Consider the following 25,147-nt stretch of genomic DNA (forward strand, 5'->3'; position numbering starts at 1 on the left):
CAGCGCGCGCCACCGCGCTGACCACCAACCGGGACGGCCCAGCAGGTCACCCTCCTCTGGCTACCAGACGGTGCCCTCAGCTGTAGACCCGCACCCAGTCGACCCACATGTCGGCCGTCTTGTCGGTGGCAGTCAGGTCGACGGGCCAACCACCACCGAGCGAGAGGTTGAGCATGAAGAACATCGGCCGGTCGGTGAAGTCCTGCCCCCGGCGCTTGGCGACCAAGGTCCCGTCGATGTAGAAATCTGCCCCATTGGGAAGGATCTGCACACCGTAGGTGTGCCATCCCAGAGCCCAGTCACCGAAGCCGTTCGGGTCTGGGCACACGCCGGAGCCGGACCTCGTCGCCCCCCAGGTATGGATCGTGTGGCAACTGCCGAGAGTGGAGTGTCCGTAGAGCTCGACCGCGTCGGTCTCCGCCGCGCCTGCATCCTTCTGTGTGGCCCCGGTGACGTCCATCATCCAGAAGGCGGGCCAGGTGCCCTTGCCCGGCGCGCCCAGCATGCGGGCCTCGAAGTACCCGTGTTGGGCTGAGAAGCCGGATCCACCCACGCGCATCGAGGACATGATGCCGCCGACGTGGGTGCGGCCCCAGCCATTGGGGTCCTTGCCCGTCCCGATGTCCTGGGCCCGGATTCGGAGATGACCCGCGTCCGTGCCGAGGGTCGCCAGTCCAGCTTCCGGCTTGGCGAAAACCGCGTCCCCGAATGGTCCCTCGCCCCAGTACTCCGGCTTCACGGCAGCGTAGGTCGCCCCCCGACCCCAGCCGGAAATCGACAGTGGGCGATCGAACTCCTCCGCCCACTGCAGGGTCATTCCTGCCCGTCCGGGCCTCGCGCTCGGGACCGCCACACCTCCTCGATTCACCAGCTGCGCATAGACGAACGGTTTCGCAGAGGCGCTCTCCCCCCTGGCGACGCCGACGTTGACCGGCCCCGAAGGCAGTTGGGTCGCATCCACCGACAGCGAGGCGATTCCCGCTCCGCTCGTTCGAGCGGTAGCGATGGTGACGACCCCGCGACCCGGCACGAAGGTGCGGGCGCTCACGACCGAGCCAGGGTCGGCTCGCACCGCGACCGTCGCACGTCCCTCGACGCTGGCGCCGGTCAGGGGACACAGCAACACCCGAGAAGGGACCGCCGATCTCGACACCGGGTCGCAAGAGGCAAACCGAGCAGGCTCGATGGAGTATCCGTAGCCGGTGGCCTCCGGGCGTGCGGGAGTGGTGCCGACGTCGTAGAAGGCCACCTCGCGCGCCCCAAGGCTCGCGCCCGGGGCCAGACGTGTCAGTCGCACGGTCGCCCTGTCGACGATCCGTGGTGTGAAGGCGACCAGGGTCGGCTCCGCTGCGCCACCCGAGATTCCTGGCAGCGGGACACGGCTCCCGTCGGAGAAGAGCACCTCGCCGCGAACCGGAGGAGACGATGTCGCCGCAGGGTTCACGACGTTCTGTTCCAGGCCGATGATCTGCACTGACGCAACGGACCGTGGCGAGGACCACTTGAGGGTGAGCTCGGTAGAAGCGACCTTGCCGGCTGACCACGCGTACCCGAGGCGACCCGTCGCGAGGTCACCATCAACAGCCGCTGCGGCGACCCCCTCAGTCGCAGTGGGTGTCGTGGCGAAGGCCTGACCCTTCTTCCACGTGCCCGAATCATCGAGACGAAGGGCCGAGAGACTGACGGTGGTGGCCGAGGCCGCGTGGACCCCTTCCACAATCAGCGACGCACTGGTGACTGACCGCCGCGGAAAGCTGACGTCGATGTCTCCCGAGGCATCGGTCGTGACCTGCAGCGACGAGCCATCGGAGAAGCGGAGAACACCGGTGCGGAACATGTCATCGGCAAGCGTGCCTGCAATGCGGAGACGCGAGATTTTCACCGAGGACGGCCACACGAGGTCCAGCTTCGCCCCACGCATCTCTCTTTCGCTACGCCAGGTGACAGCGCGCCAGCCGGCGTCATCCTTGAGTCCTGGCACGCGAGGGGCGGTACTGACGGCTTTCTTGGCTGCCTTGGCTGCCTTGGCTGCCTTGGCTGCCTTGGCTGCCTTGGCTGCAGCCGATGCCGCCGCGGCCCGGGTCGCCGCCGCCACGTGCCTCGCGCGTCGCGCGACTGCGACGGCCCGCTGAGCCCTTGACTTGGCCACCCGAACTGAGGCCCGGGCCTTGCGCGCTGCGGCGCGACTCCGCTTGGCCATTTTCGAAGCCCGCTTCACGGCCTTCCTCACCGCCAGCTGCGCGCCGGCTGCGGCCCTGTCGGCAACCTTCGTGCGGTTGACTGCCGCCAGGGCTGAGGCTCTGGCTCGTTGAGCTGCAGCGGCCGATCGTCTCTCAGCCTCATCGGCAGCCTGTTCCGCGCGCTCAGCCTGCCGCAGCCGATCGAGGGCATCCGCGGACGGCGTCGTGGCCGTTACTCGGGCGGTCTGAAGGTCAACGGCGCGAGTTCCCGGCTGCTGGCTCGAAGCTGTGATGGAGGCACCCGGCGACGCTGTGGTCGGCGTGACTGCGGATGGACCCGAGAGTGCGGAAGCGGGGTGAGAGACTTGCGGCAGCTCCGCAGCGAGCAGCGCAAGGACGGCGACGAACGCCACCCGAGTTGCTGCCCGGGACCAGTCGAAGGAGGTCCTCTGCGACCACCGATTTAGGGGAACCATTCGCGCATCCCTCACCTGACGAACGCCACGCGACCGACCGGACCACGCAGCCGCTTTTGCGACATCCACACCATAGTGGAGTAATAGCCCAATTATGCCTATATGGGAATAATCGGACATTCATGGATTCGACGGTAGTTCCTACGTCGCTCCAACGGCCGAGTCGATGCAAATGCGAATTAAGGGGCCGGCCGGATACCGCCTGACGGCGCGGCTAGTCAGCGCAGGGGACGGACGTGCAGGCCCACCTCGGGGTCGACCACGACCTCCTGCATGGCCGGGAGGCCGTCGGCGTCGAGCTCGGCGTCGACGGGGACGTTGCGCTTGATCATGGCCAGGGCGATCGGGCCGAGCTCGTGGTGGCGGGCGGAGCTGCCGACGAAGCCGACCTCCTTGCCGACGCCGTCGGCCGAGCCGGTCGAGAGCCGCACGGGAGCACCGCGCTTGGGGAGGCGGTTGTCGGAGCCGTCGAGGTGCAGCAGGGTCAGCCGGCGGGGCGGGCGTCCCAGGGTGTGCACCCGGGCGACGGTCTCCTGCCCGCGGTAGCAGCCCTTGTCGAGGTGTACGGCGGACGGGATCCAGCCCACCTCGTTGGGGATGGTGCGGTGGTCGGTGTCCTGGCCGAAACGGGGTTCGCCGCGGGCGATCCGCAGCGCCTCGAACGCCCACATCCCTGCGGCGGGGCCTGCCGCCTCGGCGTACGCCTTGAGCTCCGAGCGTGCGAAGACGTCGTACTTGCCGGAGCTGGGTCCGGTGGGCTCCGCTCCACCGCTCGAAACCACGGGGCGCCAGGCGACGGCGAGGTCCTCGGTGACGACTTCGACCTCCACGCGCATCATGAACCGCATCCGGTCCAGGAAGCCCGCTAACTAGCGGCGGCCGAGAGCGCGGTAGGTCCAGCCGGCAGCGCGCCACTGGTCGGGGTCCAGGCAGTTGCGACCGTCCAGGACTCGGCGGTCGCGCACCAGCCGACCGACGCGCTCGGGGTCGAGCTCCACGAACTCCGGCCACTCGGTGAGCACCAGGACCAGCTCGGCGCCACGCAGCGCCACGTCCACGTCGGCCTCGAAGACGAGGTCCGGCCACTTGCGCTGCGCGTTGGGGATCGCCTTCGGGTCGGAGATGACGACGTCGGCACCCTGGAGCGACATCTGGGCGGCCACGCTCAGCGCTGGGGAGTCGCGTACGTCGTCGCTGTCGGGCTTGAACGCTGCCCCGAGCACCACGATCCGGCGGCCGCCAATCGACCCTCCGCACTCCTCTCGCGCGAGGTCCACCATGCGCACGCGACGTCGCATGTTGATGGCGTCCACCTCCTTGAGGAAGGTGAGGGTCTGGTCGGCGCCAAGCTCGCCGGCCCGGGCCATGAACGCCCGGATGTCTTTGGGCAGACAGCCCCCGCCGAACCCGAGGCCGGCGTTGAGGAACTGACGTCCGATCCGGTCGTCGAGCCCGATCGCGTCCGCCAGGAAGGTGACGTCTCCGCCCGAGGCCTCGCACAGCTCGGCCATGGCGTTGATGAAGGAGATCTTGGTGGCCAGGAACGAGTTCGCGGCGACCTTGACCAGCTGGGCGGTGGCGAGGTCTCCGACCAGTCGGGGGGTGCCGTTCTCGATCGCGGTCGCGTAGACCTCGTCGAGCACGTCGACGGCGCGGGCACCCGCATCGCCGTCGGGGACCCCGTAGACGAGACGGTCCGGTGTCAGGGTGTCCTGGACCGCCTTGCCCTCGCGGAGGAACTCGGGGTTCCAGATCAGGTCGGCCCCGGGCGCGGCCTCGTGGACCCGGAGCGCCAGTCGCTCCGCGGTCCCCACCGGCACGGTGGACTTCCCGACGACCAGGTCCCCGGCCTCGAGGTGAGGGAGCAGCGACTCGATGGCTGCATCGACGTAGGTGAGGTCTGCGGCGTACTCCCCCACCCGCTGCGGGGTTCCGACGCACACGAAGTGGACCTGCGCGCCCCGGGCGTCGGCGATGTCCTCGGTGAACTTCAGCCGGCCGGACTCCAGCGCCGAGGCGAGCAGCTCGGGCAGCCCGGGCTCGAAGAAGTGCGCCTCCCCGACCGACAGCTTCGCGATGGCGGCCGCGTTGACGTCGACTCCGACGACGTCGTGGCCGAGATGGGCCATGCACGCGGCATGGACCGCACCGAGGTATCCGCACCCGATCACAGAGATCTTCACGGGCGGAGTCTAGGTGCCATCTCAGCCCCCCGCCCCGGGCATTGAGAAGTCGGTACCGAAGAGGTTCGTCGACTCCTGATGCGCGCTGCTAGCCAGCAGCCCCAGGCGAGGCTGCCACCGACTGGCCCCGGCGGATCAACGCCCGGAAGACGAGGACGAGCTCGCCGTAGGAATCCCGCGCGAGGATGCGTAGCGATGCCACGTACACGATCGCAGCGAGAGCCAGGGTCACCAGGAGCGCGGGAAGGGACCCGATGTCGTCGGAAAGGGGACGTGACCACAGGCCGACACCGACCACCCCCAGACAGGAAACGAGAATCCTGATGTAGAGGGACGCGACGTCCCGGAAGCCGATGCCGGATCGACGCCTGAGCATGCGGAAGACCATCGGAAGCATCACGTAGGCCCTGACCGAGAACGCCACTGCGACCCAGACCAGTCCGAACTGCACCGCCACGAGGAAGGCGGCAATGTTCAGGGCCGTGTTCCAGATCGCGAACCTCAGAGTGTCCTGCGGGTAGCCGAGTGCCACCAGGAGCGCCAGGCTCAGGTCCGTGGCCGCCGCCCCGACCCCGACAGTCGCCAGCGCGGTGACGAGGGGCGCGCATTCCTCCCACTGGCTCCCGAGCGCCACATCGACGATCGCCGGCGCCGCGGCGGCCACGAAGAGGAAGGTCGGGAACGCGATCGCCGCGTTGGCGCGCGATGCGCGCAGGAACCCCGACCTCAGCCTGGGAGCGTCACCCTGCAGGCGGGAGAAGAAGGCCAACGCCACTGTCCCGCTCGTGGACTGGAGCGTCTCCCGCAGGACGGTGAGCATCCTGTACGCGACGCTGTAGGTGCCGAGTGCCGTGGCGCCCATCTTGACGCCCACGATGAGGTCATCTGCCTTGTAGGAGGCCACCGACAGCAGGTCTCCGCCAACGATCTTCCAACCGAACCGAACGGCCTCCACGGCCGCGGCAAGCGAGAAGCTCAGTCTCGGCCTGTAGTAGCGCTGCGCAGCCACCCAGAGCATCACGGTGCCGACGCCGGCCTCGACGACGATCTGCGCGACGAGGGCCCAGACTCCATGACCGCCCACCGCAAGGACGATCGCGACCGCGGTGCTCAGCAGGGCCGCGACCAGGTTGCGGACGGCGAGTGAGCGGTACCTGAGCTCACGCCAGAGGATTCCGGTGGGAACGGTCGAGAGTGCGCCGAGCAGTGGCAGCACCGACAGCGCGAGCATGACGGGTGTGACGTCCGGCTCCCCGGCGAGCGCGCCCACGACCGGCGCCATCCCGGCGACGGCGAGGCTCAGCAATGCGCCCATGGCGACACTGACCCAGAAAGCGCTGTCCGTGCTCTTCTTGCTCAGGGTCTCCACCCTGGTGATGAACTGGTGCAGGCCCAGGCCAGCAGCGATCTGCGCCACGGAGACCACGGCGACGACGAGTGCGAGGAGCCCGAACGCCTCAGCCGAGACGAGTCGAGCCATGGCGAAGAACGATGCCGTCCTCAGGAGACGAACGGCGAAGGCCGTTCCTGCGCTCCACACGGCACTGCGCGCGGCGGACTCCCCGTAGCCGGGTGAGACCTCGGCCCCCGGCGAGACCTGGGCCTCGGAGTCCACCCGCCCCCCGGGTGGCGGCAAGTCGCTCATCGCTGCTTCGCGGGCGGTCGGGCCGCCAGGACGCCGGCCGCCTGGTCACGCAGCGAGAACCTGGATTCGAGACGGGCTCGCGCGCTTCTCCTGATGCCATCGAGAGTCGCATCATCGGCGAGAAGGCAGGCCAGGATCGACTCCGCCAGGGCTGGAACCTGGTCGGCAGCACGCCCTTCGGGCACGAGCCAACCGGAGTCCGGTGTGACGAGCTCCGGTATGCCCGAGACCGGCGTGGTCACGACGGGGGTCCCCAGGGCCATCGCCTCCATCAGTACGACGGGGATGCCGTCGAGGTCCCCGTCGGCCGCCTCCTGACAGGGCAGGCACAACGACCTCGCGTCCATGATCGTCTCCAGCACACGGTCATGGCTCTGTGCGCCGAGAAAGGAGACGGCCAGCCCCAGGTCACCGGCGGCCTGCACGCACTCCTCGAGGAGTGGGCCGTCACCGAGGACTGCGACACGCAGCGCGCGTCCACTCATGGCCTCCGCAAGGCTCAGTGCCCTGATCAACCCGAGCGGGTTCTTCTTGGGAACCAGCCGCCCCACGAAGAGGACGTCGATGGATCGATCGGCGAGGTCATCGACGAAGCTCAAGCTGCTCAGGTCGATGCCGCAGTAGTTGACCTCAGCCTCGACGCCCATCTCCTTCAAGTACCGCTTGTTGTACTGGGAGATCGTGAGAACCCCTGCGCCGGAGAGCCGGCGTTTCGCATACGCGCGATCAGCGAAGATGTCGTTGGCATGTGTGGTCACCGTCCAGTCGACGGCGAGCAGGGCGGCCATCGACCGGGCGAACGATGCCGCGCGGAACGCGAAGTGTGTGTGCAGCCTCGTCCGCCGGCTCCTTCTCGCGACGAGGGCCGCACCCGGCGCCCAGAGCATGAACGGAACATCCGAGGCTGGAGCGGCGACCAAGGTCCGCAGGTACAGCCAGTACCGCCTCGGAGAGGTGAGCATCCACCACAGGTGCGCCATCGCCGCTGCCACGGTCCCCCATCGCTCGCCGGGTGAGGCAAGGTCGGCGGACGCACCCCAGACGACCCGTGGATGACGGGTGGTCAGGACCTCGACGTCGACCCCCGACTCCCTGAGCGCGCGGATCTCCGCGGACACGAACGTCTCCGACAACACCGGGAATCGGTCGAGCACGTACAAGATTCTGGGCACGCTGATGGTCGACTCCCCTTTCATGAGCTGAGCGGCAAGGGCACGCCGGGCCCCTTGATCACAGGCCGCCGCGTCGACGAAGGCGGAATCTGTAGGCCAGCGTCGTGGCCAGTGCACGCGCGGAAGCGGGGTGCCGCACCAGCTCCACCAGCTCCAGGGCACGCGCCTTCGCATCGCTGCTCTGCTGCGCCCGATCCCACGTGCTGACCACGCGCACCCGTTCCGGCAGCGCCGGGTCGATGACGCCGTCGTCGACGAGGTCCACGAGTATCTGTTCGCGTGCGCGCCGCATCTTCTCCGCGTCACCGCTCACCTGAGAATGGTGTTCGTGGTAGAGGCAGGTCACGTCCGGCAGGACCACCCCGGGCGAGTGCTTGATCATCTCGATCCAGAACAGTCGGTCCTCACCCAGCTTGGCGTTGGGGAAGCCACCCACGTCGAGGGCCGTCGTACGTCGCACGACCGTGGCACTGGGACTGAGCGGATTCTCTGGCCAGATCAACCTGTCGAGCGTCAGGTGGAGGACACCCCGTCCAGGGTGCCCGACCAGCCTTCCCGACGGGACCGCTCTCGCGTTGGAGGCGACCATCCCCAGCGCCGGGGTGAATGCCCCTTCCAACGTCGCCAGGTGGTGGGGCAGCCACTCGTCGTCGCTGTCCAGGAAGGCGACCCACTCGGACTCGGCCGCTGCGAGCCCGGCGTTGCGTGCCGCCGGCTGTCCTGCATTGCTCTGGCTGATGACTCGGGCCCCCGCAGCCGCTGCTGCCGAGCCGGTGTCGTCCGAGGAACCGTCGTCGACGACGATGATCTCGCGTGGGGGTCGCGACTGGAGCCGAGCCGACAAGACCGCCCGCCGCACCATCTCCGGGCGGTTGTAGGCGGGAATCACCACGGAGATGTCACTGTCAGGCATGGTGCGTCCTCGTGTGTGCAGCAGGCGCGAACGCAATCCCGTGGGCCGGGACGTCGGTGATGACCAAGGCCAGGGAACCGATCTTGGCGAGCTCACCGATGTGAACCGGTCCGAGCACCTGGCTGAACGAACCCAGTTCCACTCCGTCACCCAGCGTCGGCACCCCTCCTCCGCTGCGGCGCTCACCGAGCGTGACGCCGTGACGCAGGGTGCAGTCGGAACCTGCGACGACTCCGGGGTGAACCACCACCGGTCCGTTGTGATGGATTCGAAGGCCGGGCCCGAAGCGTGCCTCTTTCGGGATCTCGATGTTGGTCAACGCGATCGCGAGGCGATGCAGGATCCAGTACGCGCGTCGCGCGACGAGACCGCGCATCCCCTCCTGGTCGTCGCTCCACCGACCGAATCGATAGACCACGACCGCGTAGACGGACAACTCACGAAAGAAGGGCCTGCGGCCGTACCTCTTCAGGTCTGCCCTGAGGTCCACCCAGGCGGAAGGCGCCGACGTGTCCACGGATGACGGATCGTGGCTCATGATCGCTCCCCGAGAAGCCGCATCGGGTTGCCCCCCGCGATGGCCCTGGGCGGCACGTCGCGAGAGACGACACACCCTGCTGCCACGATCGCCCCGGTGCCGATGCGACGTCCCGGCAAGAGGATTGCGCCTGCGCCGATCCAGACGTCGTCCTCGATGACGACCGGCGCCGACTCCGTCAGCCCTTGCGTGTTCATGGGGCGATGGACGTCGGAGAAGTTGTGGTTTGTGGAAAGGATCATCACGCGTGGTCCCATCATCACGTCCGCGCCGATGTGGGCGTGCCCCATGATCACGGCGTCCTTGCCCAGACCGGACCGGTCGCCCAACCGCACCGTCGCGCCAGAGCCGAACCACACGCCGGGTTCGACGTTCACGTCTCTTCCACAGACCTCGAACAGGGACCGGCAGAGCCGGGCGCGGATCTTCTTGGCTGCTCCCCCTCCAGGGCTGATGGACCAGGGCAGGTGCTTCGCGAGACCGTAGTAGGCGAGGTAGGCACACATGGTCGACACTCGAACGCGGCGTGGCACGCGCACCCCTCACCGTTACGGATACGGCCCAAACTGACAAACCGCATCTTACGCGTAACACGCCGATCCGGACTGGGAACGAGGAGATGGTCCGCCGTCCTTGGGGCCACTCTCCGCAGGTCTACTCCTCGACCCGATGCGCCGCGCCTGTCCGTTTACCCCGAAACGGACAAATAGGCGTATTTGCGACGTATCCTGTTGGCTCATCGGCCAAGGTGGTTATATGCGGCGTCCCGTCTCCCGTATCTGCGGGATCATCCTCAGCGCATGTCTCATGCTCACAGGGACCGCTTACGCAGCAGAGGCGCGCGGTGTCCCGCGCGTCCAGGGCGTGGTCCAGGTTGGACAGGACTGGAACGCGGCGAAGCTGAAGATCGCCTGGCGTGCCGTGCCGGGTGCGCGGTACCAGTTGCGCGTTGCCGCCAACCCGAGGAAGCTGCCCAAGGCGAAGCGTTCAGGATCGGTTCGAGCCCGTGTGGCCACGACGCGTGCCCTCAACCGGACACGGGTCTGGTACGTGCAGGTACGTGCCGTCAAGAAGCACACCCGCGGCCCATGGTCACGCCCCAAGGCCGTCCGCTTCGTCCGGCCGACTCGGAGCGTCCATGTCCGGCCACCGTCGCCGGCCCCGAGCCCCACCCCGGCAAAACCCTCCTCCAAGCCGACTCCCAAGCCCACCCCCAAGCCGGTCCCATCGCCCACACCCGTCCCGACACCCCCGGCCGTCCCGACCCCCACACCATCGCCGAGCTCACCGAGGCCACTGAGCACCGTGGAGATGGCAATCCTGGGGTGGACCGGGAAGGAGGTCCCCCGCGCAGAGAGCATCACGACGATGCAGTCGCTGGCCGGGACGTCGTCACCCGCCGGGCCACTGATGCGCGTCGAGCTGCGGCCGGGCGAGACCTACAGCGACCCGGGTTACACGGCACCTCGCGCGGAGGTCCTCGGACGGACTCCCACGTGGTGGAGTGACCCCGCATCACAGTGGCCGGACCCTCCGGGCTCGGAGCGCTGGTACGACTTCCAGATCCTCATCCCGCAAGGCTTCCCCGTCGCCACCGACGCACGCTGGCTGGTGTTCACGCAGTGGAAGGGGCTCCGAGGTGGGAGCCCGCCCCTGGCGCTCGACGTCAAGCGCTCCGGGCTTCGTCTCGGCGGCACTCGAACCAACAGCGGACTCATTCCCGGAGACGGCAACCTCGGGCCGATCCACTTCGGCAAGTGGACCAGGCTGACCGTCGGGATCAAGTTCTCGAACAACAGCTCCGAGGGCTGGGTCCAGGTCTACCGCGACGGGAAGGAAGTGGTCGCGCGGACCCGCGTCGCCACCATGGACACCATCAGCTCGAAGCCGGACCCCATCTACCTCAAGCAGGGGATCTACCGAGGCACGCTCAACGAGGCGACCCAGGCGATGTACTTCTCTCCCGTGAAGGTGACCGGGTCGCGGCCGGGGGGACTGTAGGGGTTGCCCCTACACCGCCTGCAGTGACGGCACCGGCATGAACTCATCTGTCCGCTGACCGACTCCGAGGAAGGCGGCGATGGCGGCGGCGCCTCGAGGCGCAGCCCTCCCGTCGCCGTACGGGTTGAGGAGCTTCGCGTACTCCGCATAGGTCGCCGGGTCACCCAGAAGGCGCTCGACCTCGAAGACGATGGACTCGTACTTCGTGCCCACCAGACGTACGGTGCCGGCATCGACGGCCTCGGGGCGCTCCGTGGTCTCTCGCATCACCAGGACCGGCTTGCCCAGGCTGGGCGCCTCCTCCTGGACCCCGCCGCTGTCGGTCAGGACGATGTGACTCGCCGCCATCAGATGCGTGAACGCGTGGTAGTCCAACGGCTCGGTCAGAAGAACCGAGTCCAGGTCCCCCAACGCGGGAACGACGACGTCCCGCACCAGCTCGTTCCTGTGCATGGGCAACACGATCTGCAGCTCGGGATGGTTGATGGCCAGGTCGCGCACAGCGGCCATCGCCTCGGCCATCCGCCCTCCCCAGGATTCACGTCGGTGCGTCGTGATGAGCAGGATCTTTCGACCCGACGACACCACGTCTCGCACTCGCTCGTCGGCGAAGTGGGGCGGCGTACCCAATGCAGTGGCCAGGGCATCGATGACGGTGTTGCCCGTGACGACGATGTCGTTCCTGCTTATCCCCTCACGCACCAGTGATGCGCACGCACGAGGCGTGGGCGCAAGGTGCAGCGCGGCAAGCGGTCCGAGCAGCCGCCGGTTCGCCTCCTCGGGAAAGGGGTCGAGCATGTTGCCGGTTCGCAGTCCCGCCTCCAGGTGGATCACCGGAGTCCGGTTGTAGAAGGCGGCGAGCCCTGCGATGAACGCGCTGGTGGTGTCGCCCTGGACAACGACGGCATCCACCGGGTTGTCCCGCAGAAGTGCGTCCGTGCGGGCCAGGACCCGGGTCGACAGGTCGCTCAGGCTGGCGCCGGCCTGCATCACGTCGAGATCGTGATCCGGCGTGATCCCGAACAGCTGATTGACCTGGTCGAGCATCTCGCGGTGCTGCCCCGTCACGGTCACCACCGGCTCGATCCCCGGACGCTGGGACATCGCCTCGATCAGGGGCGCCATCTTGATGGCCTCGGGTCGGGTGCCGTAGATCGCCATCACTCGTGGCATGGGAGCTCCTTCGTGGGTGACGAGACGTGCCGACGACACGTCCGTGGGCAGCGGTTCACTGCTGGTACTGGAGTCGAGCGGCGGATCTTGCTTCCCAGCGCTCTGTCGCCCTGCGCTTGCCGATCACCAGGCTTTCGCGCTGGAACCTGCGCAGCTCGCTCCTGAAGGCCCTGCCTCCGTGCCGGGGTGTACGGCGCAGCGCAGCGCCCCAATACCCCAGGAGCATGTTCACGCTGCCGAGGACGATCGGCTCGTCCCGGGCCCGGATCACCGAGCTGGCCAGCATGAACACCGGGCTCGTGCCCATGAACCACTGTCCGTAGCCGTGACGACGACGCCCGCGGAGCACTCCGCGGTCACTGCCGCCCTCAGGCCGCAGGTGCTTGAAGTCCGTGTCCGGAGCGTCGAAAGATCGGGAGCGCCACCCGCGGATGCGGGCTTCGTGGCAATCGATGCCGTCCCACATGATCTCGGGCACGAGCCCGCCGATCTCACGGAACGTGGTCACTCGATAGAGCTTGGCCATGCCGGCGCTCATCTCACTCGCACCGCGCTCCGCCTCCCACCCCGGCGAGGCCGGGCTGCCGGTGGCGACGTACGGGCGTCCACTGGCAGTTCCCAGTCGCGGATCCGCACTCATGTGATCCAGCAACCGCTCGTAGTAGGTGGGCGGCAGGATCAGGTCCATGTCCAGCTTCGAGACGAACCCGTAGTCGTCGAGGTCCTCCCCGGCCAGGCCGTCGTTGAACGCATGGACCACACCCGACCCGAGGATCCGTGTGGTCCGGGGTGGACGCTGTACGACCTCGATCCAGTCGTGGGCCGCAGCGGCGCGCGCGACGATCTCCGGCGTACGGTCCGAGGACCCGTCATCGACGATGATCCATTTCGTCGGTCGCTCGGTCTGCGCGATCACCGAGTCCAGCGTGCTCTGGACGAACTCCTCCTCGTCGCGGCACGGTGAGATCACCAGGTAACGGCGGTCTGTCTGCGGCGCCGGCGAAACTTGCTCGTGGCTCCCCACGGTGGTCACCTTTTCTCTCGCTGTCCTTTGGTTTCCCAGGGCACGTGAGGCGAGGACGGCGAACTGCCCGCCCGACACGAGGTACCGGCGCCACAACCGCCGCGGTTCCTGCGCGAGCCGGTAGACCCACTCGAGACCGACCTGTTGGGCCCATTGCGGTGCGCGTCGCAGCACCCCGCCGATCACGTTGAAGCTGCCGCCGACCCCCACAGCCACGTCGACCCCCAGGGCCTCCCAGTGCTGTTCGATGAACTGCTCCTGACGAGGGACACCCATCCCCACGAACAGAAAGCTCGCCCCTGAGGCCGCGATGGCTCTGACCCGGTCGCCCTCCTCATCGACGCCGAAGTAGCCGTTGGCGACCTCGAGCCGCAGGCCCGGATACTTCTGCAAGAGCGCTTCCGCCGATGCGTTGACGATCTCCTCGGCCGCGCCGAGGAAGTAGACGCCCAGGCCCTCGTCGCGCGCCCGCGCACACACACTGTCGATCAGGTCGACGCCGGTCACCCGCTGGGGCAGGGGCCTGCCCAGGAGCCGACTGAGCCAGACGATGGGTTGCCCATCGGCCAGCACCCAGCGCGCTCCGCTGATGAAGGAACGCAGCTCGGGGTTCGCCCGCATCTCCATGAGGATCGCGACGTTCACCGTGGCCACCCAGCCGCCGTCTCCGGTCCGGGCCGCGTCGGTCATCGCGTCGACGGTGGACTCGAGGGTCAGCCCGTGGAAGCCGCCGCCCAGCACCTCGATGGTCTCCATCAGCTGGCCTCTGCGATCTCGCGCTCCAGCAGGAGCGCATCCACGAAGAACTTCGCGGCCCAGTTGGGGAACGACATCGGGGCGTACCTGCCCCAGATCGGGTACGAGCCCGCCACGGCTCCCCGCACGGCCGGATTCGCATGCGTCAGCCGGTGATGCCGCTTCACGTAGGCAAGTGATGAGACAGCGGCACTCGAGTGCTCCGGGTTCCCGTCGCGGAGGAACTGCTTGGCCCACACCACCGCGAGTTGCGCCTGCCCGGTGAGGCAGGAGAACGACTTGTCCGGATCACCCGCGGGCGAGATCCGGCCAGGGATGAAGCCCGCGGCGTCCATGCGCACTCGCACGGCCTCGCTGCAGCGCTTCGCCGCAGCCACGTACGTCTCGTCTCCGAGGATCCATCCCGACTCCTGCAGGCCACAGATGGCGTAGGAGATGTTGTGGGTGTACGGCGCGTCGCCGGCGCGGAAGGCGTTGTGGGAGAAGTAGCCCTCGGGCGTCTGGGATGCGACTGCCCAGTCGAGATTGCGCCGCGCGGCCGACTCGAAGCTGGCGGACGGATGCGCCTGGTTCAGCTTGAGCAGGGCCCAGGCAGTCCGCGTGTTGTACACGTGCGGGGTGCCCATGTGCTCGAATCGCTTCCACTGGGGGTCATCTCCCAGTGCGGCCACCAGCCACTGCCCTGCCTTGAGGGCTGCATCCAGGAAAAGTTGGTCCTGGGTCCGTTCGAAGGCCGAGAGCAGGCCGAAGAGGCATTGACCCGTGTCGAAGACGATCCCGTCCGGCCCGTACTTGGTGTTGGCGAAGCTGCCGTCCTCGTTCTGGACTCGAAGCAACCATCGAGCGATGCGTTCCGCACGGCTTGCCAGCTCCGGATCGCCCAGTGCATCCGCTGCCCGGTAGAAGGTGGGGAGGATGTATCCGGAGGTCTCGCGATACGGGGCGAGCCATCCGCCCCGCAGGGAGTAGCCGTAGCTGACGCCGCCGGACTTCGCTTGATCCTGGGCGCGGCGCAGCCAGGCGAGGGACTCGCGGAGGTGATCTTCGATCGACCCCGGCGAACTGCTCCGATCACGTCGGGTCAGGTCCCGGGCGACCACCCCTGCAAACGGCATCACGGGCACGTTCCAGGGGCCAGGCCTAGCCACACGAGTCCTTCATGGCCCTTACGATAGGGGCGAAACGTTCTCCTTGTGGACAGACCAATTTTTTTGGGCAAGTCCGACTTGCTGGGCCTTTTCGGTTCGGGAAGTGCTCGGTTGCTCCTCCCGCTGACGACACGGGCTGGCGACACGGGCTGGCGAAGTATTGGCAGCCCTGGGCTGCCGCAGGTAGCGGTGCGTGACCTCTGAGAAGCCGCCCGAGGAACGCGCCAGAGGCCCTACGATTCAGGACATTGACCCCACCGCCAGATCGGAAACCGCTGTGCCTCTCTCCCAGGTCGAACCGACCACCGCACGTCCGCGGGACGGGCGCCTGGCCGGGTTCGGATCACGCCTGGCAACGGCTTCGACTCTGGGATCCCTGGCTGCCTCGACGATCGGGGGCGCCCTGATCGCCCTGCTGCTGGTCCCGACCCCCATTGAGGCAGAGGTCCGCCTCGTCGTGGGTGACCAGACGTTGAGTGCTCAGGCTGTCCCGGGCTACGCGCAGGCAACCATCACCCTGGCGGAGACCTACGCCCGCTTCGTCGACACGAGCAGCCTCGTCAAGACGTTGCCGGATTCCGTGACCGACGTCCGGGCAACCGTCATCCCCGAGAACCCGGTCATCCGCCTTCGAGTCGGTGCGGGCTCGGAGGAGGACGCCCTGAAAGGCGCCTCCGAGGCCGCACAGTCCCTGGTCAGCTCGGTCAAGAACGTGACCAACGACGACGTACGCGGCGCGACTGAGTCCTTCGTGGCGAAGCAGCGTTCCTTCGAGGACGCTGACCTGAAGGCAGAGCAGCTGAGCCGACAGATCGCCTCGGGGACGTCGACCACGGCGCAGCAAGCGGCCTACCGGGAGGCCCGGGTCACCGCGCAGCTCAAGAAGCTGGAGGCAGAGTCAGCGGGCTCGATCCTGCAGGACCGCATCGCGGCGAACGCAGACCGCAGTACCTCCGTGACGGTCATCATGAGCCCACAAGTGGTGACCCAGACTCGCAAGCCGATCGCACTCGGTGCCGCCATCGGACTCGGCGTCTCGTTGCTGGCGTGGGGAGCCGCGTCCATCTGGCGACAGACACGCTCGCGAACGCGTGAATAGTGCGATGTCGCATCAGACCCTGCCGGCCGCCGGTGAGGCAGTGACCGCCGACCCCCCGGGTCGACTACCGCTGTACGTCCATCTGCTGTCCGTCGGGTTGGCCTTGCAGTTCATGTCCGGGCAGGCGTTCAACTTCGGGTTCCCGATCGCCCCGGATCGCATCCTGATCCCGTTGGCCCTCGCTCTGTTCGTGGCGCACGGCGACTCCCGGCGCGGGCGATGGCGGCTGCGTCCGATCCATCTCCTGTTCCTCGCTGCGCTGCTGTGGTGCCTGTGCTCGATGATCGCGTCGGGGACCATCGCGACTTCAGCCTCGCGGTTCAACTTCTGGGACGCCTACGGCGTGATCCCGTTCCTGCTCTTCGTCGTGGTTCCGATCGCGTACGGCACCACTGCGAGACGTAGGACCCTGCTCGTCGCCCTCACCGTGCTGGGGGCCTACCTCGGCGCGATCGCCGTGCTGCAGGGTCTCCAGGCGGATTCGTTGATCTTCCCGCGGTACATCGTCGATTCGACCTCTGATCACTTCGGCCGGGCCTTCGGGCCCTCGCTCCAGGTCGGCAGCAACGGCCTCCAGCTCTTCGCGTGCATGGCCGGTGCAACCATCCTCGCGACGCAGAGCCGCGGGCTGCCTCGGCTCTTCGCGCAGGGTGTCGCACTCGCGTGTGTGCTCGGCCTCTTCTTCACCATGACCAGGGCCTTGTGGCTCGGCACCCTCATCGGGTGCGTCGTGGCCCTCTCGATGGATCGGCGGACGCGGCGGCTCGTGGCGGCCGTGGCCGTCCTCGTGCCTGTCGTCGTCGGGTTCCTGCTGGCCGTGAGCCCGGCGCTGCAGCAGCTGACCCTGGCCCGGTTGAGCGAGTCCGGGTCGGCATTCGATCGCATCAACGCCACCTGGACCGCCTGGGACGTGATTCAGCACCACCCGTGGTTGGGGATCGGCTTCGACAAGTTCTACCTGGTGGAGAACGACTGGCTCTGGCAGCTGGACACGACGCCCGTGGCAGCGACGGGCATCGCCGTCCACAACGTGTTCCTCGGCCTGGCCGTGGAGATCGGGATACCAGGACTGGTCATCTGGCTGATGGCCCTCCTCACGGCGACCAAGGGGTTGTGGCGCCCCCTTCCCCAGCACGGGGAGCACCGACTCTGGCGCCAGGCAGCGGTCGGCTACGGGCTCTGCTGGTTGACTGCGGCGATGCTGATGCCCATCTCGTATGCGCTTCCCTCGAGCCTGCTCTGGGTCTTTCTGGGCATGGTCGCTGACCCCGACGACGTCGGTTTCACCCCCGAAGAGCTGACTCACGACGTACCCCACGAACTGGAGGCGCCTTGAAGCGCTCCCTCCTGACATCTGCACGCCGAGCCGGCACCCTGGTCGCCGTGACGCGCCTTCGTCTCGCTGCAGCGGTTCGGGGCAGCAGATGCGCGATCACGATCCACCCGACGGCGTACCTCTCGCCCCGGGTCGTCCTGGCGATCTCCGGCCCCGGGACCATTCGCATGACCCTCGGCCCCGAGGCCAAGGTCGAAGGCGGCGTGCTGCTGCAGCTGGGTCCGGGCGCTGACGTGGTGCTTGGTCCCAGGGTGACGGTCCGCCGCGACTGCGTCCTGAACGTTCGTGGCCGGCTTGTCTTCGAAGGGGACAACCTGCTCTCGTGGCGCAGCGTCGTGCACTGCGCGCGAGCCGTCACGTTCGAGCCTCTGGCCGGCACCGGCGAGATGGTCACCGTTGTGGACAGCTCGCACTTCCGTCGCAACGCCGACGACCACTGGTACCACAACGCGGCGGTGGACCCGGTCGTCATCGGCCGCAACGCCTGGCTGGGAAGCAAGGCCACCGTCGGCAAGGGTGTCCACGTGGGCAGTGGAAGCACAGTCGCAGCCAACAGCCTGCTCATGCATGACCTGCCCGCGAACTCGTTGGGCATGGGCGCACCCGCCGAGGTCGTTCGTTCGGACATCAACGTGGAGCGCGGCAGGACGAGCGCCTCCGACACAGGGGATGCGCAGCCTCCGACCGCTGTGACCCCCTAGGACGCAGGGAGTGGTCGGTCGGACGGCGGCGGGCCACCGACCGCGCTATTGCAGAACTAGCGCAGCGGACGGACGTGCAGCCCCACCTCGGGGTCGACCACGACCTCCTGCATGGCCGGGAGGCCGTCGGCGTCGAGCTCGGCGTCGACGGGGACGTTGCGCTTGATCATGGCCAGGGCGATCGGGCCGAGCTCGTGGTGGCGGGCGGAGCTGCCGACGAAGCCGACCTCCTTGCCGACGCCGTCGGCCGAGCCGGTCGAGAGCCGCACGGGAGCACCGCGCTTGGGGAGGCGGTTGTCGGAGCCGTCGAGGTGCAGCAGGGTCAGCCGGCGGGGCGGGCGTCCCAGGGTGTGCACCCGGGCGACGGTCTCCTGCCCGCGGTAGCAGCCCTTGTCGAGGTGTACGGCGGACGGGATCCAGCCCACCTCGTTGGGGATGGTGCGGTGGTCGGTGTCCTGGCCGAAACGGGGTTCGCCGCGGGCGATCCGCAGCGCCTCGAAGGCCCACATCCCTGCGGCGGGGCCGGCCGCCTCGGCGTACGCCTTGAGCTCCGAGCGCGCGAAGACGTCGTACTTGCCGGAGCTGGGTCCGGCGGGCTCCGCGGCGCCCGTCGAGCCTGTCGACGCCACGGGACGCCAGGCGACGGCGAGGTCCTCGGTGACGTCGGTGACCTCGACGCGCATCATGAACCGCATCCGGTCCAGGAACGCCGCGAGCGGGCCGGCCTCGCCCGGCTCGACGTGGGCGGTGAACGCCTCGCCGTCGTCGACCCCGTACATCGCGTGCTCCACGTGCCCGTTGGGCGAGAGCACCAGCGCGGCGGTCGGCACGCCGGGCTCGAGGCGCTCGAGGTGCTGGGTGGTCAGTGAGTGCAGGTAGGTGAGCCGGTCGGGGCCGCTGACCCGGATCACGCCGCGGTGCGAGAGGTCCACGAACCCCTCGCCGCTGACCAGGGCGCGCTGCTCACGGTTGAACGATCCGTAGTGCGCGGCCACCGGGGCATCGATCCCGTCGCCGCTGACCGCTCCGGGCAGGTCGAGGAGCGGACTTGCAGTGGCACTAGTAGACGGGATCATGGGTTCATTGTTGCGCGCCCACGGTCATCGAGGCGAAACAACGATTGGCTACATTGGCGCCTCGGCGAGACAAGGAGTCCTGTGCGCGCTCGTGCCTGCATCGTGGTCCTAGCCGTGCTGTTGACTTTTCTCGCGCTGGCAGCTGTCGCTGGGCACAACCCGATCGCCCCGCAGACGCTGATCGCCGTCACGGATACCCACGGCGTGGAAGTGGGTGACGTACCGGTTGCGCTCGCCTGGACCATCGGGATGGGGTGTCTCGCCGCGCTGTGGCGGCGCCCCTGACCACCGCCAGCCGGTCGAGCTCTGCTCCGGGAGGTACTCCTGCACCAGGGCCTCGGTCTCGGCCTCGAGCGGGATGCCGGCGAGCGGGGTGCCCATGGCGTCCAGCGTGCGACGTACGCCGGCCTGCGCGTCGCTCGCGTAGCGGGCCCCGGAGCAGGTCGCGCCACAGGGGCTGGTGGGCCGGGTCGGCCCGCAGACCCGCCTTGGCCGCGAGGCGGTGGCTATTCCGAGGCGAGCATGGTGGCGCCGAGGCCGACCATCATCGCGCCGCCGGCGATACCGAGGCGGTCGAGCCGCTGGGGCTGGCGGGCGAACCAGTCCCGCGCCTTGCCCGCGGCGAGCGCCCAGATGCTGTCCGAGCAGATCGCCATCGCCCCGAACACGAGACCGAGCAGCGCCATCTGCACGCCGACGTGGCCCGCTCCCGCGTTGACGAACTGGGGCAGGAAGGCCACGAAGAACACGATGGTCTTGGGGTTGGTCACCCCCACGATGAAGCCGGTGCGCAGGGACTTGCCGCGTCCGCCGGGAGCCGGGGAGGCCAGGGCTGCCCGTGCGTCGGCACGGTTGCGGATCGCCTGGATGCCGAGCCAGATCACGTAGGTGGCCCCGACCACCTTGATCGCGGCGTACGCCGTCGACGAGGTGGTGACCACCGCGTCGAGCCCGACGGCGATCAGCGCCACCTGCGTGGTGAGGCCGATGCCGTTGCCGGCCACGGAGAGCAGGGCGTCGCGGCGACCGACGGTGAGCGCACGGCCGATCGTGAACAGCAGGCTGGGGCCGGGGACCTGGATGAACAGGATCGACGCCACGAGGAAGGCGATCCACTGACTGGTGGCGGGCACGGCTCAGTGTGGACCCGAGCCGGCCCCGCCGCCAAGTCGGACGAGCGAACGGCGACGCGGTCGCTCAGCCGGTCGAGCGCTGCTCCGGGAGGTACTCCTGCACCAGGGCCTCGGTCTCCGCCTCGAGCGGGATGCCGGCGAGCGGGGTGCCCATGGCGTCCAGCGTGCGGCGTACGCCGGCCTGCCCGTCGCTCGCGTAACGGGCACGCAGCAGGTCGCGCCACAGGAGCTGGTTGGCCGGGTCGACCCGCAGGCCTGCCTCGGCCGCGGCACCGGCGCCACTCGGGTCGTCGTCACCGCCGAGCAGCTCGACGAGCCGGTGCGCCGAGGCCACCACGACCCGGCGGATGCTGCGCTCGAGGTCGTCGTGGGCGACCCAGCCGTAACGGCCGTCGGGGACACCGGCGAACGACTCGCCGCGGATCAGCTGCAGACCGCGACGCAGCAGCTCGACCTCGTCGCGGTGCGAGGGGGCCGAACGCGCACGCAGGAACAGGGAGCGCACCGCGTCCCAGTCGCACACCACGGCCTCGCTCAGCGAGAGCCTGCCCTCGGCGTCCTCACGCAGGTAGGCGTGCCCGTTCACGTCGTCGCCGAGCCAGGCCCGCGCACGCTCGACGGCGGCGTTGCTGACGTCGGGGGTGACCCCGCGTGGCCACAGCACCCCGGCGAGCACGTTGGGGTGCACGCCCTCGGGGTGCAGCGCGAGATAGGTGACCAGTTCGACGAGCTGGTCGGCGCGCGCAACGTCGGCCCGGTCGACGCCGGTGACGGCGATCGCGCCGAGCACCCCGACCCGGCGGGGAGCGGTCGTCCAGGCCGCGTCGTCGACCTGGCGAAGCGGCGCGGGGATGCTGACCAGTCCCCCGTCGTCGGGGCTGTCGGGCCGGCGGGCGGCCTCGAACAGCTCTGCGATCCCCTCGACCTGCTCGTGTCCGATCCGGTTGGCGGTGACGGTGATGCCGAGCTCGTCGAGACGTAGGTGACCGCTGCTGTCGACCCGCAGGGTCCAGCGTGCGGCCCGGTGCCCGCCCGCGAGTACGACGGAAAGCGACTGCCGCTCCGGACCGGTCAGGCCCACCAGCCGCTCGGCGAGCTGGTCGTCGTCGAGGTGGCCGACCACGACGAGCTGGGAGGTCATCGCGGAGCGGCGGCCGACCCGCCCGGTGAGCACGTCGGCGCGGAGGGTTTCCAGGCCCTGCTCCAGGGTGTCGATCTCGGGGGCGAGGTCGGTGACGACGCGGATCCGCTCGTCACCGACGCCGCTGAGCCCAGCGGGGAGACCGGTGGCGGTGACGCGGATGTCGGTGGCCCAGGTCGCGGTACCGCTCTGCAGCGCGATCGCGGCTGCGACCTCGCTGGCGATGTTCGGGTCGCCGTCGATGGCGACCAGTCCCCCGGCGGCCTCGAGGTCGACCAGGACGTCCCGGCCGTCGTCGTCGACGCCGAGGCTGACCAGCGCGGGGTACGGCGACGCCTCGCCGTCCAGCTCGGCGTCCGGCTCGAAGTGGTCGCGCACCCAGGTCACGCCGTCGTCGGAGGTGTGCCACTCCCCGACCGGGCTCGGCGAGGGCGGGGCGAGCTTCAGCGTCACCGTCGAGTCGTCGAGCGTCACGGCGTACGCCGAGGGCAGCGGTGCGCCACCCTCACGGCACGCGGCCATCAGGTCGCGCAGCGCCCGGTCCAGGAACGCCGCCCGCGTCGGGGTGGCCGCGCCACGCAGCGCGACCTCGACATCCTCCGCGCCCGAGGCAGCGCCGATCCGCCGGCGCCGCGCGAACGCGAGGGCACCCAGCGCGGTCGCCGCCAGCAGGCCGATGCCGACCAGGCCCCCCGGCATCTCCTGGACGCCCTGCTCGCCGACCATGTCGGCGCCGGGGTCCGGAGCCGTCTGCGTCGGGGCGGCCGGCGGCAGGGCTGCCTGGGGCGCCTCGACCATCCGATCCACACCGACGGCGTCCTCGGGCATCACCATGTTCCAGCCGGGCTGGATCAACCGCGCCAGCTGGAGCTTGCGCCCGTCGGGCTGGTTCAGCGACTTGTTGAGCTCGTAGATCTCCGTGTAGCGACGGCCGTCGCCGAGGTGCCGCTCCGCGATGTCCCAGAGGTTGTCGTGGTAGCCGTCCTTCGGCGCCTTGACCGTGTAGACCTTGTGGCCCAGCAGGTGCTCCTGGTCGGTGATCTCGTGGGCGGCGCGACGCTCGGCCCGGGTCTGCTCGGCCCGGTCGACCGCCTGGTCGGCGGCCTCCTGCTGTACGGCGGCCGCGACCACCTCGGGCCCGGAGTGCTCGGGGGTGACCGTCGCGGAGGCAGCGCCACCGGAGATCACCTCGGCCAGCAGGAGCGCACCCACCAGCGCTCGGGCGAGCTTCTGCAGCGGCCCGCCGAGCGGTACCGGCTGGGCCAGTCCCCCGCGCCGCGCGGCTGCGACCTCCACGGCCACGCAGACCACGAAGAACACCCAGGCCACCCAGACCACGAACAGCAGCACGTTGAGCAGCGTGGTGAAGCTCAGCTGCCCGGTCAGCGTCTCCTTGTCGGGGATCGAGGTGGGGAACGGGTCGGCGCCGGCGAGCAGCCACAGCGCGACCGGGATCCCGATGACGAGCGCGAGCAGCGCCAGCGCGGAGAGTGCCCGGCTGCCGCCGGAGCTCTCCTCGGCGGTGCCGGGCTGCTGGAACCGTGCGGGGTCGGTCGAACGCGGCTGGTCCGGAGTGATCTGGTTGCTCATGGGTTTCCTGGTTCTCTCGCCGAGCTGGAGCAGTCCATCAGGGCACCGGTGCCTGCTGGCCAGTGTCCGGAACCGCCACGGCCTCGGCTCGCACCGGGAACGGGATTCCGAACAGCTGGAGGATGAAGGTCTTGCTGGTGTCGTTCACGGTCACGGTGACCTCGCCGTTGCGCACGCTGCCGGTCCACTTGCCGCCGGTGTAGCCGAGGTCGGCCATGTAGCCGGCCATCCGCTGCTGCGCCAGCTGCTCGTCGATCACCAGCTTCTCGGTACGCCGGAACTCGTTCACGTCGATGCTGTCCGCCCCGATCCGGGCGGCCTGCTCGGCGTCGTCGGCGATCCGCATCCGCTTGTTGATCGCCAGGCCCCCGTCGATCACGAGGCCGGCGCACAGGAACATCACCATCGTGAAGCCGATCATGAAGACGGTGGCGGACCCGCGCTCGGACCTGGGTCGCCGGGGCGCCGCAGTGGTCTCGACTGATCGCTCACTTCGTTCGCTGCTCGACCACCTATTAACGGTCTCGACTGATCGCTCGTCTCGGCTGTCCGCTCGCTGGCGCTCGCTGCTCGACGCAAGACTTCGTTCGCTGCTCGACCACCTAGGGCGATAGGCGGTCGAGCAGCGAGCGAAGCGAGTGGACAGTCGAGACCCCGGGACGCGGACGCCGCGAGTGGACAGTCGAGACCCCGGGACGCGGAGGCGGGCTGGGGCCGTCATCGGGTGCTCCGGTAGGTGTCGATGGGGGCGTGGCCCTCGGCGGTGACGGCCAGGGAGCCGGGGAGGCCGAGGAGCCCCAGGTCGGCGTAGCTCACCTGGCAGTTCAGCTGCACGATCGCGGTGCCGCCGGACTCGAAGTTGCCGGTCAGGCCGGTGGGCTGGCAGTTGCGCGTGGAGCGCAGGCCCTGGGCGATCGCGTTGCGTACGGCGTCGCCGGCCTCGGCCCGGGTGTGGCTCTGCGAGGCGGCGCGGGCAGCGTCACGGGCGGTGGCGTCGGCATCGGCGCGGGCGCTCACGTAGCGGCCGCCCGCGACGACGAAGAGCGTGAACATGAACATCACCGGGATGAGGACGACGACCTCGACGGCCATGGAGCCGCGCTCGGTGCGGGGTCTCGACCTTCCGCTCGCTGCTCGACCGCCCCACGACCGCCTCACGGGGCACCGTCCTGGACGTAGCGCTCCACCGGGCCCTGGACGGTCTCGCTGACGCGCGGGATGGGGAGGAAGGGGATGATCTTGCTGGCCTGGCCGCTGACCGTGACCCGGGCCTGGTCCTCGCCGATCTGCACCGCGATCTGGGCTTCGTTGAGCACGCCGTCGCCGATCTGGTCCACCATCCGCTCGGCGACCCCCTGGGCGGCCGCGGGGTTGCTGGTCACGCGCGCGGTGCGGGCCCCCTCGCGGGCAGCACCGGACGCGACCTGCCCGCCGAGGTAGACCAGGGAGAACTGCACGGCGAACAGGATCGTGAACATCAAGATGGGCATGTAGAGCACCAGCTCCACAGCGGAGGCTCCGCTCTCGTCCCGGCGCCGGGAACGGCGACAGGCACGAGCGCGTACGACGAGGCGGCTCACCGTCGGATCACGAGGACATCAGCAGCGAGTCACTGGGACGTCACTGGCTGTTTATCTTGCTGCCGACGTCGGTGGCCTTGCCGGTGAGCGCGTTGCTCAGGATGCCGGCGACGGCGATGCAGATGCCCACCACGATCGCGGCGATGATCACCCACTCCACGGCCGAGGCCCCGTCCTCGCGACGGTTGCGGGCCACGCGGCCCTCGAGCATGAGCAGGCAGAACCCGATCGGGGTCAGCGGGCTAACGAAGTTCGTCATGGGTGGAGGACCTCCAGTTGAGG

General features: G+C 69.0%; 23 protein-coding genes. 4 read left to right on the plus strand and 19 right to left on the minus strand.

Annotated features, from left to right (window positions below; translation table 11 throughout):
* Nucleotides 1–76: 76 nt before the first annotated feature.
* From AC4BGC_RS15170 to AC4BGC_RS15205, 8 genes are all read right to left on the minus strand, one after another.
* Nucleotides 77–2,776 (minus strand): glycoside hydrolase family 16 protein, encoded by a 2,700-nt coding sequence (locus AC4BGC_RS15170; protein WP_490556482.1) that lies wholly within the window; start codon nucleotides 2,774–2,776, stop codon nucleotides 77–79.
* 98 nt (nucleotides 2,777–2,874) lie between these two features.
* Nucleotides 2,875–3,486, minus strand: a complete 612-nt coding sequence (ygfZ, locus tag AC4BGC_RS15175) for a CAF17-like 4Fe-4S cluster assembly/insertion protein YgfZ (protein WP_490556483.1) — start codon at nucleotides 3,484–3,486, stop codon at nucleotides 2,875–2,877.
* Between the two features lie 39 nt (nucleotides 3,487–3,525).
* A complete protein-coding gene (locus AC4BGC_RS15180; RefSeq protein ID WP_490556484.1) occupies nucleotides 3,526–4,839 on the minus strand; it encodes a UDP-glucose dehydrogenase family protein in 1,314 nt (437 codons plus the stop codon).
* Nucleotides 4,840–4,927: 88 nt separating this feature from the next.
* Complete coding sequence (locus AC4BGC_RS15185; protein ID WP_490556485.1) at nucleotides 4,928–6,484, minus strand: lipopolysaccharide biosynthesis protein; 1,557 nt, start codon at nucleotides 6,482–6,484, stop codon at nucleotides 4,928–4,930.
* Nucleotides 6,481–7,464, minus strand: coding sequence for a glycosyltransferase (locus AC4BGC_RS15190; RefSeq protein ID WP_490556486.1), 984 nt, complete (start codon nucleotides 7,462–7,464; stop codon nucleotides 6,481–6,483). Before AC4BGC_RS15190 ends, AC4BGC_RS15185 begins: the two co-directional genes overlap by 4 nt.
* 250 nt (nucleotides 7,465–7,714) lie before the next feature.
* Entirely contained in the window at nucleotides 7,715–8,569 is an 855-nt protein-coding gene (locus AC4BGC_RS15195; RefSeq protein WP_490556487.1) for a glycosyltransferase family 2 protein, read from the minus strand.
* The gene (locus AC4BGC_RS15200; RefSeq protein WP_490556488.1) at nucleotides 8,562–9,107 is read right to left on the minus strand and encodes a serine O-acetyltransferase; all 546 of its coding nucleotides are present in this window, start codon (nucleotides 9,105–9,107) and stop codon (nucleotides 8,562–8,564) included. Before AC4BGC_RS15200 ends, AC4BGC_RS15195 begins: the two co-directional genes overlap by 8 nt.
* Entirely contained in the window at nucleotides 9,104–9,613 is a 510-nt protein-coding gene (locus AC4BGC_RS15205) for an acyltransferase (protein WP_490556489.1), read from the minus strand. The genes AC4BGC_RS15200 and AC4BGC_RS15205 overlap by 4 nt, the downstream gene beginning before the upstream one ends.
* A gap of 805 nt (nucleotides 9,614–10,418) precedes the next feature.
* On the opposite strand from AC4BGC_RS15205, the gene AC4BGC_RS15210 reads away from it, so the two are divergent.
* Nucleotides 10,419–11,108, plus strand: a complete 690-nt coding sequence (locus AC4BGC_RS15210) for a heparin lyase I family protein (protein WP_490556490.1) — start codon at nucleotides 10,419–10,421, stop codon at nucleotides 11,106–11,108.
* 9 nt (nucleotides 11,109–11,117) lie between these two features.
* Here AC4BGC_RS15210 and wecB read toward each other — a convergent pair whose 3' ends face one another.
* From wecB to AC4BGC_RS15225, 3 genes are all read right to left on the minus strand, one after another.
* Nucleotides 11,118–12,269 (minus strand): non-hydrolyzing UDP-N-acetylglucosamine 2-epimerase, encoded by a 1,152-nt coding sequence (gene wecB, locus AC4BGC_RS15215; protein WP_490556491.1) that lies wholly within the window; start codon nucleotides 12,267–12,269, stop codon nucleotides 11,118–11,120.
* Between the two features lie 67 nt (nucleotides 12,270–12,336).
* A complete protein-coding gene (locus tag AC4BGC_RS15220; RefSeq protein ID WP_490556492.1) occupies nucleotides 12,337–14,061 on the minus strand; it encodes a WecB/TagA/CpsF family glycosyltransferase in 1,725 nt (574 codons plus the stop codon).
* Nucleotides 14,061–15,176, minus strand: a complete 1,116-nt coding sequence (locus tag AC4BGC_RS15225; RefSeq protein WP_490556493.1) for a hypothetical protein — start codon at nucleotides 15,174–15,176, stop codon at nucleotides 14,061–14,063. The genes AC4BGC_RS15220 and AC4BGC_RS15225 overlap by 1 nt, the downstream gene beginning before the upstream one ends.
* Nucleotides 15,177–15,402: 226 nt before the next feature.
* Here AC4BGC_RS15225 and AC4BGC_RS15230 point away from each other — a divergent pair, with 226 nt between their 5' ends.
* The 3 genes from AC4BGC_RS15230 (at nucleotide 15,403) to AC4BGC_RS15240 (ending at nucleotide 18,345) form a co-directional block, all read left to right on the plus strand.
* Nucleotides 15,403–16,308 carry a hypothetical protein gene (locus AC4BGC_RS15230; protein ID WP_490556494.1) on the plus strand — a complete coding sequence of 302 codons (906 nt, stop codon included), beginning with the start codon at nucleotides 15,403–15,405 and terminating at the stop codon, nucleotides 16,306–16,308.
* 4 nt (nucleotides 16,309–16,312) lie between these two features.
* Nucleotides 16,313–17,644 (plus strand): O-antigen ligase family protein, encoded by a 1,332-nt coding sequence (locus tag AC4BGC_RS15235; RefSeq protein WP_490556495.1) that lies wholly within the window; start codon nucleotides 16,313–16,315, stop codon nucleotides 17,642–17,644.
* Nucleotides 17,645–17,811: 167 nt separating this feature from the next.
* Nucleotides 17,812–18,345 carry an acyltransferase gene (locus tag AC4BGC_RS15240; protein ID WP_490556496.1) on the plus strand — a complete coding sequence of 178 codons (534 nt, stop codon included), beginning with the start codon at nucleotides 17,812–17,814 and terminating at the stop codon, nucleotides 18,343–18,345.
* 56 nt (nucleotides 18,346–18,401) lie between these two features.
* On the opposite strand, the gene ygfZ (AC4BGC_RS15245) is transcribed toward AC4BGC_RS15240, so the two are convergent.
* The 8 genes from ygfZ (AC4BGC_RS15245) to AC4BGC_RS15280 all read right to left on the minus strand — a co-directional run bounded on the left by ygfZ (AC4BGC_RS15245) (nucleotide 18,402) and on the right by AC4BGC_RS15280 (nucleotide 25,124).
* On the minus strand, nucleotides 18,402–19,421 hold the full coding sequence (gene ygfZ, locus AC4BGC_RS15245) for a CAF17-like 4Fe-4S cluster assembly/insertion protein YgfZ (protein WP_490556497.1): 1,020 nt from the start codon (nucleotides 19,419–19,421) through the stop codon (nucleotides 18,402–18,404).
* 108 nt (nucleotides 19,422–19,529) lie between these two features.
* Nucleotides 19,530–19,802: a hypothetical protein gene (locus AC4BGC_RS15250; RefSeq protein ID WP_490556498.1), complete on the minus strand. Its 273-nt coding sequence runs from the start codon at nucleotides 19,800–19,802 to the stop codon at nucleotides 19,530–19,532.
* Between the two features lie 125 nt (nucleotides 19,803–19,927).
* Nucleotides 19,928–20,554 (minus strand): LysE family translocator, encoded by a 627-nt coding sequence (locus AC4BGC_RS15255; RefSeq protein WP_490556499.1) that lies wholly within the window; start codon nucleotides 20,552–20,554, stop codon nucleotides 19,928–19,930.
* A gap of 64 nt (nucleotides 20,555–20,618) precedes the next feature.
* Entirely contained in the window at nucleotides 20,619–23,285 is a 2,667-nt protein-coding gene (locus AC4BGC_RS15260) for an AfsR/SARP family transcriptional regulator (RefSeq protein WP_490556500.1), read from the minus strand.
* Between the two features lie 37 nt (nucleotides 23,286–23,322).
* Complete coding sequence (locus AC4BGC_RS15265) at nucleotides 23,323–24,006, minus strand: Tad domain-containing protein (protein ID WP_490556501.1); 684 nt, start codon at nucleotides 24,004–24,006, stop codon at nucleotides 23,323–23,325.
* Complete coding sequence (locus tag AC4BGC_RS15270; RefSeq protein WP_490547595.1) at nucleotides 24,003–24,377, minus strand: TadE/TadG family type IV pilus assembly protein; 375 nt, start codon at nucleotides 24,375–24,377, stop codon at nucleotides 24,003–24,005. Before AC4BGC_RS15270 ends, AC4BGC_RS15265 begins: the two co-directional genes overlap by 4 nt.
* Before the next feature lie 62 nt (nucleotides 24,378–24,439).
* Nucleotides 24,440–24,865 (minus strand): TadE/TadG family type IV pilus assembly protein, encoded by a 426-nt coding sequence (locus tag AC4BGC_RS15275; protein WP_490556502.1) that lies wholly within the window; start codon nucleotides 24,863–24,865, stop codon nucleotides 24,440–24,442.
* 40 nt (nucleotides 24,866–24,905) lie between these two features.
* Nucleotides 24,906–25,124: a Flp family type IVb pilin gene (locus AC4BGC_RS15280; RefSeq protein ID WP_490547593.1), complete on the minus strand. Its 219-nt coding sequence runs from the start codon at nucleotides 25,122–25,124 to the stop codon at nucleotides 24,906–24,908.
* Nucleotides 25,125–25,147: the final 23 nt, after the last annotated feature.

The organism is Nocardioides sp. Z38_18, from assembly GCF_058215695.1.

Bases quoted from the DNA above. Each gene is read 5' to 3' on its own strand.
- AC4BGC_RS15190 (WP_490556486.1), bottom strand. From the start codon at position 7,464: ATGGCGCACCTGTGGTGGATGCTCACCTCTCCGAGGCGGTACTGGCTG.
- AC4BGC_RS15250 (WP_490556498.1), bottom strand. From the start codon at position 19,802: ATGGGCACCCCGCTCGCCGGCATCCCGCTCGAGGCCGAGACCGAGGCC.
- AC4BGC_RS15170 (WP_490556482.1), bottom strand. From the start codon at position 2,776: ATGTCCGATTATTCCCATATAGGCATAATTGGGCTATTACTCCACTAT.
- AC4BGC_RS15185 (WP_490556485.1), bottom strand. From the start codon at position 6,484: ATGAGCGACTTGCCGCCACCCGGGGGGCGGGTGGACTCCGAGGCCCAG.
- AC4BGC_RS15260 (WP_490556500.1), bottom strand. From the start codon at position 23,285: ATGAGCAACCAGATCACTCCGGACCAGCCGCGTTCGACCGACCCCGCA.
- AC4BGC_RS15210 (WP_490556490.1), top strand. From the start codon at position 10,419: ATGGCAATCCTGGGGTGGACCGGGAAGGAGGTCCCCCGCGCAGAGAGC.
- AC4BGC_RS15265 (WP_490556501.1), bottom strand. From the start codon at position 24,006: ATGACGGCCCCAGCCCGCCTCCGCGTCCCGGGGTCTCGACTGTCCACT.
- AC4BGC_RS15270 (WP_490547595.1), bottom strand. From the start codon at position 24,377: ATGGCCGTCGAGGTCGTCGTCCTCATCCCGGTGATGTTCATGTTCACG.
- ygfZ (WP_490556497.1), bottom strand. From the start codon at position 19,421: ATGATCCCGTCTACTAGTGCCACTGCAAGTCCGCTCCTCGACCTGCCC.
- AC4BGC_RS15205 (WP_490556489.1), bottom strand. From the start codon at position 9,613: ATGTGTGCCTACCTCGCCTACTACGGTCTCGCGAAGCACCTGCCCTGG.
- AC4BGC_RS15235 (WP_490556495.1), top strand. From the start codon at position 16,313: ATGTCGCATCAGACCCTGCCGGCCGCCGGTGAGGCAGTGACCGCCGAC.
- AC4BGC_RS15195 (WP_490556487.1), bottom strand. From the start codon at position 8,569: ATGCCTGACAGTGACATCTCCGTGGTGATTCCCGCCTACAACCGCCCG.
- AC4BGC_RS15225 (WP_490556493.1), bottom strand. From the start codon at position 15,176: ATGCCGTTTGCAGGGGTGGTCGCCCGGGACCTGACCCGACGTGATCGG.
- AC4BGC_RS15240 (WP_490556496.1), top strand. From the start codon at position 17,812: ATGACCCTCGGCCCCGAGGCCAAGGTCGAAGGCGGCGTGCTGCTGCAG.
- AC4BGC_RS15200 (WP_490556488.1), bottom strand. From the start codon at position 9,107: ATGAGCCACGATCCGTCATCCGTGGACACGTCGGCGCCTTCCGCCTGG.
- AC4BGC_RS15280 (WP_490547593.1), bottom strand. From the start codon at position 25,124: ATGACGAACTTCGTTAGCCCGCTGACCCCGATCGGGTTCTGCCTGCTC.
- AC4BGC_RS15220 (WP_490556492.1), bottom strand. From the start codon at position 14,061: ATGGAGACCATCGAGGTGCTGGGCGGCGGCTTCCACGGGCTGACCCTC.
- wecB (WP_490556491.1), bottom strand. From the start codon at position 12,269: ATGGCGATCTACGGCACCCGACCCGAGGCCATCAAGATGGCGCCCCTG.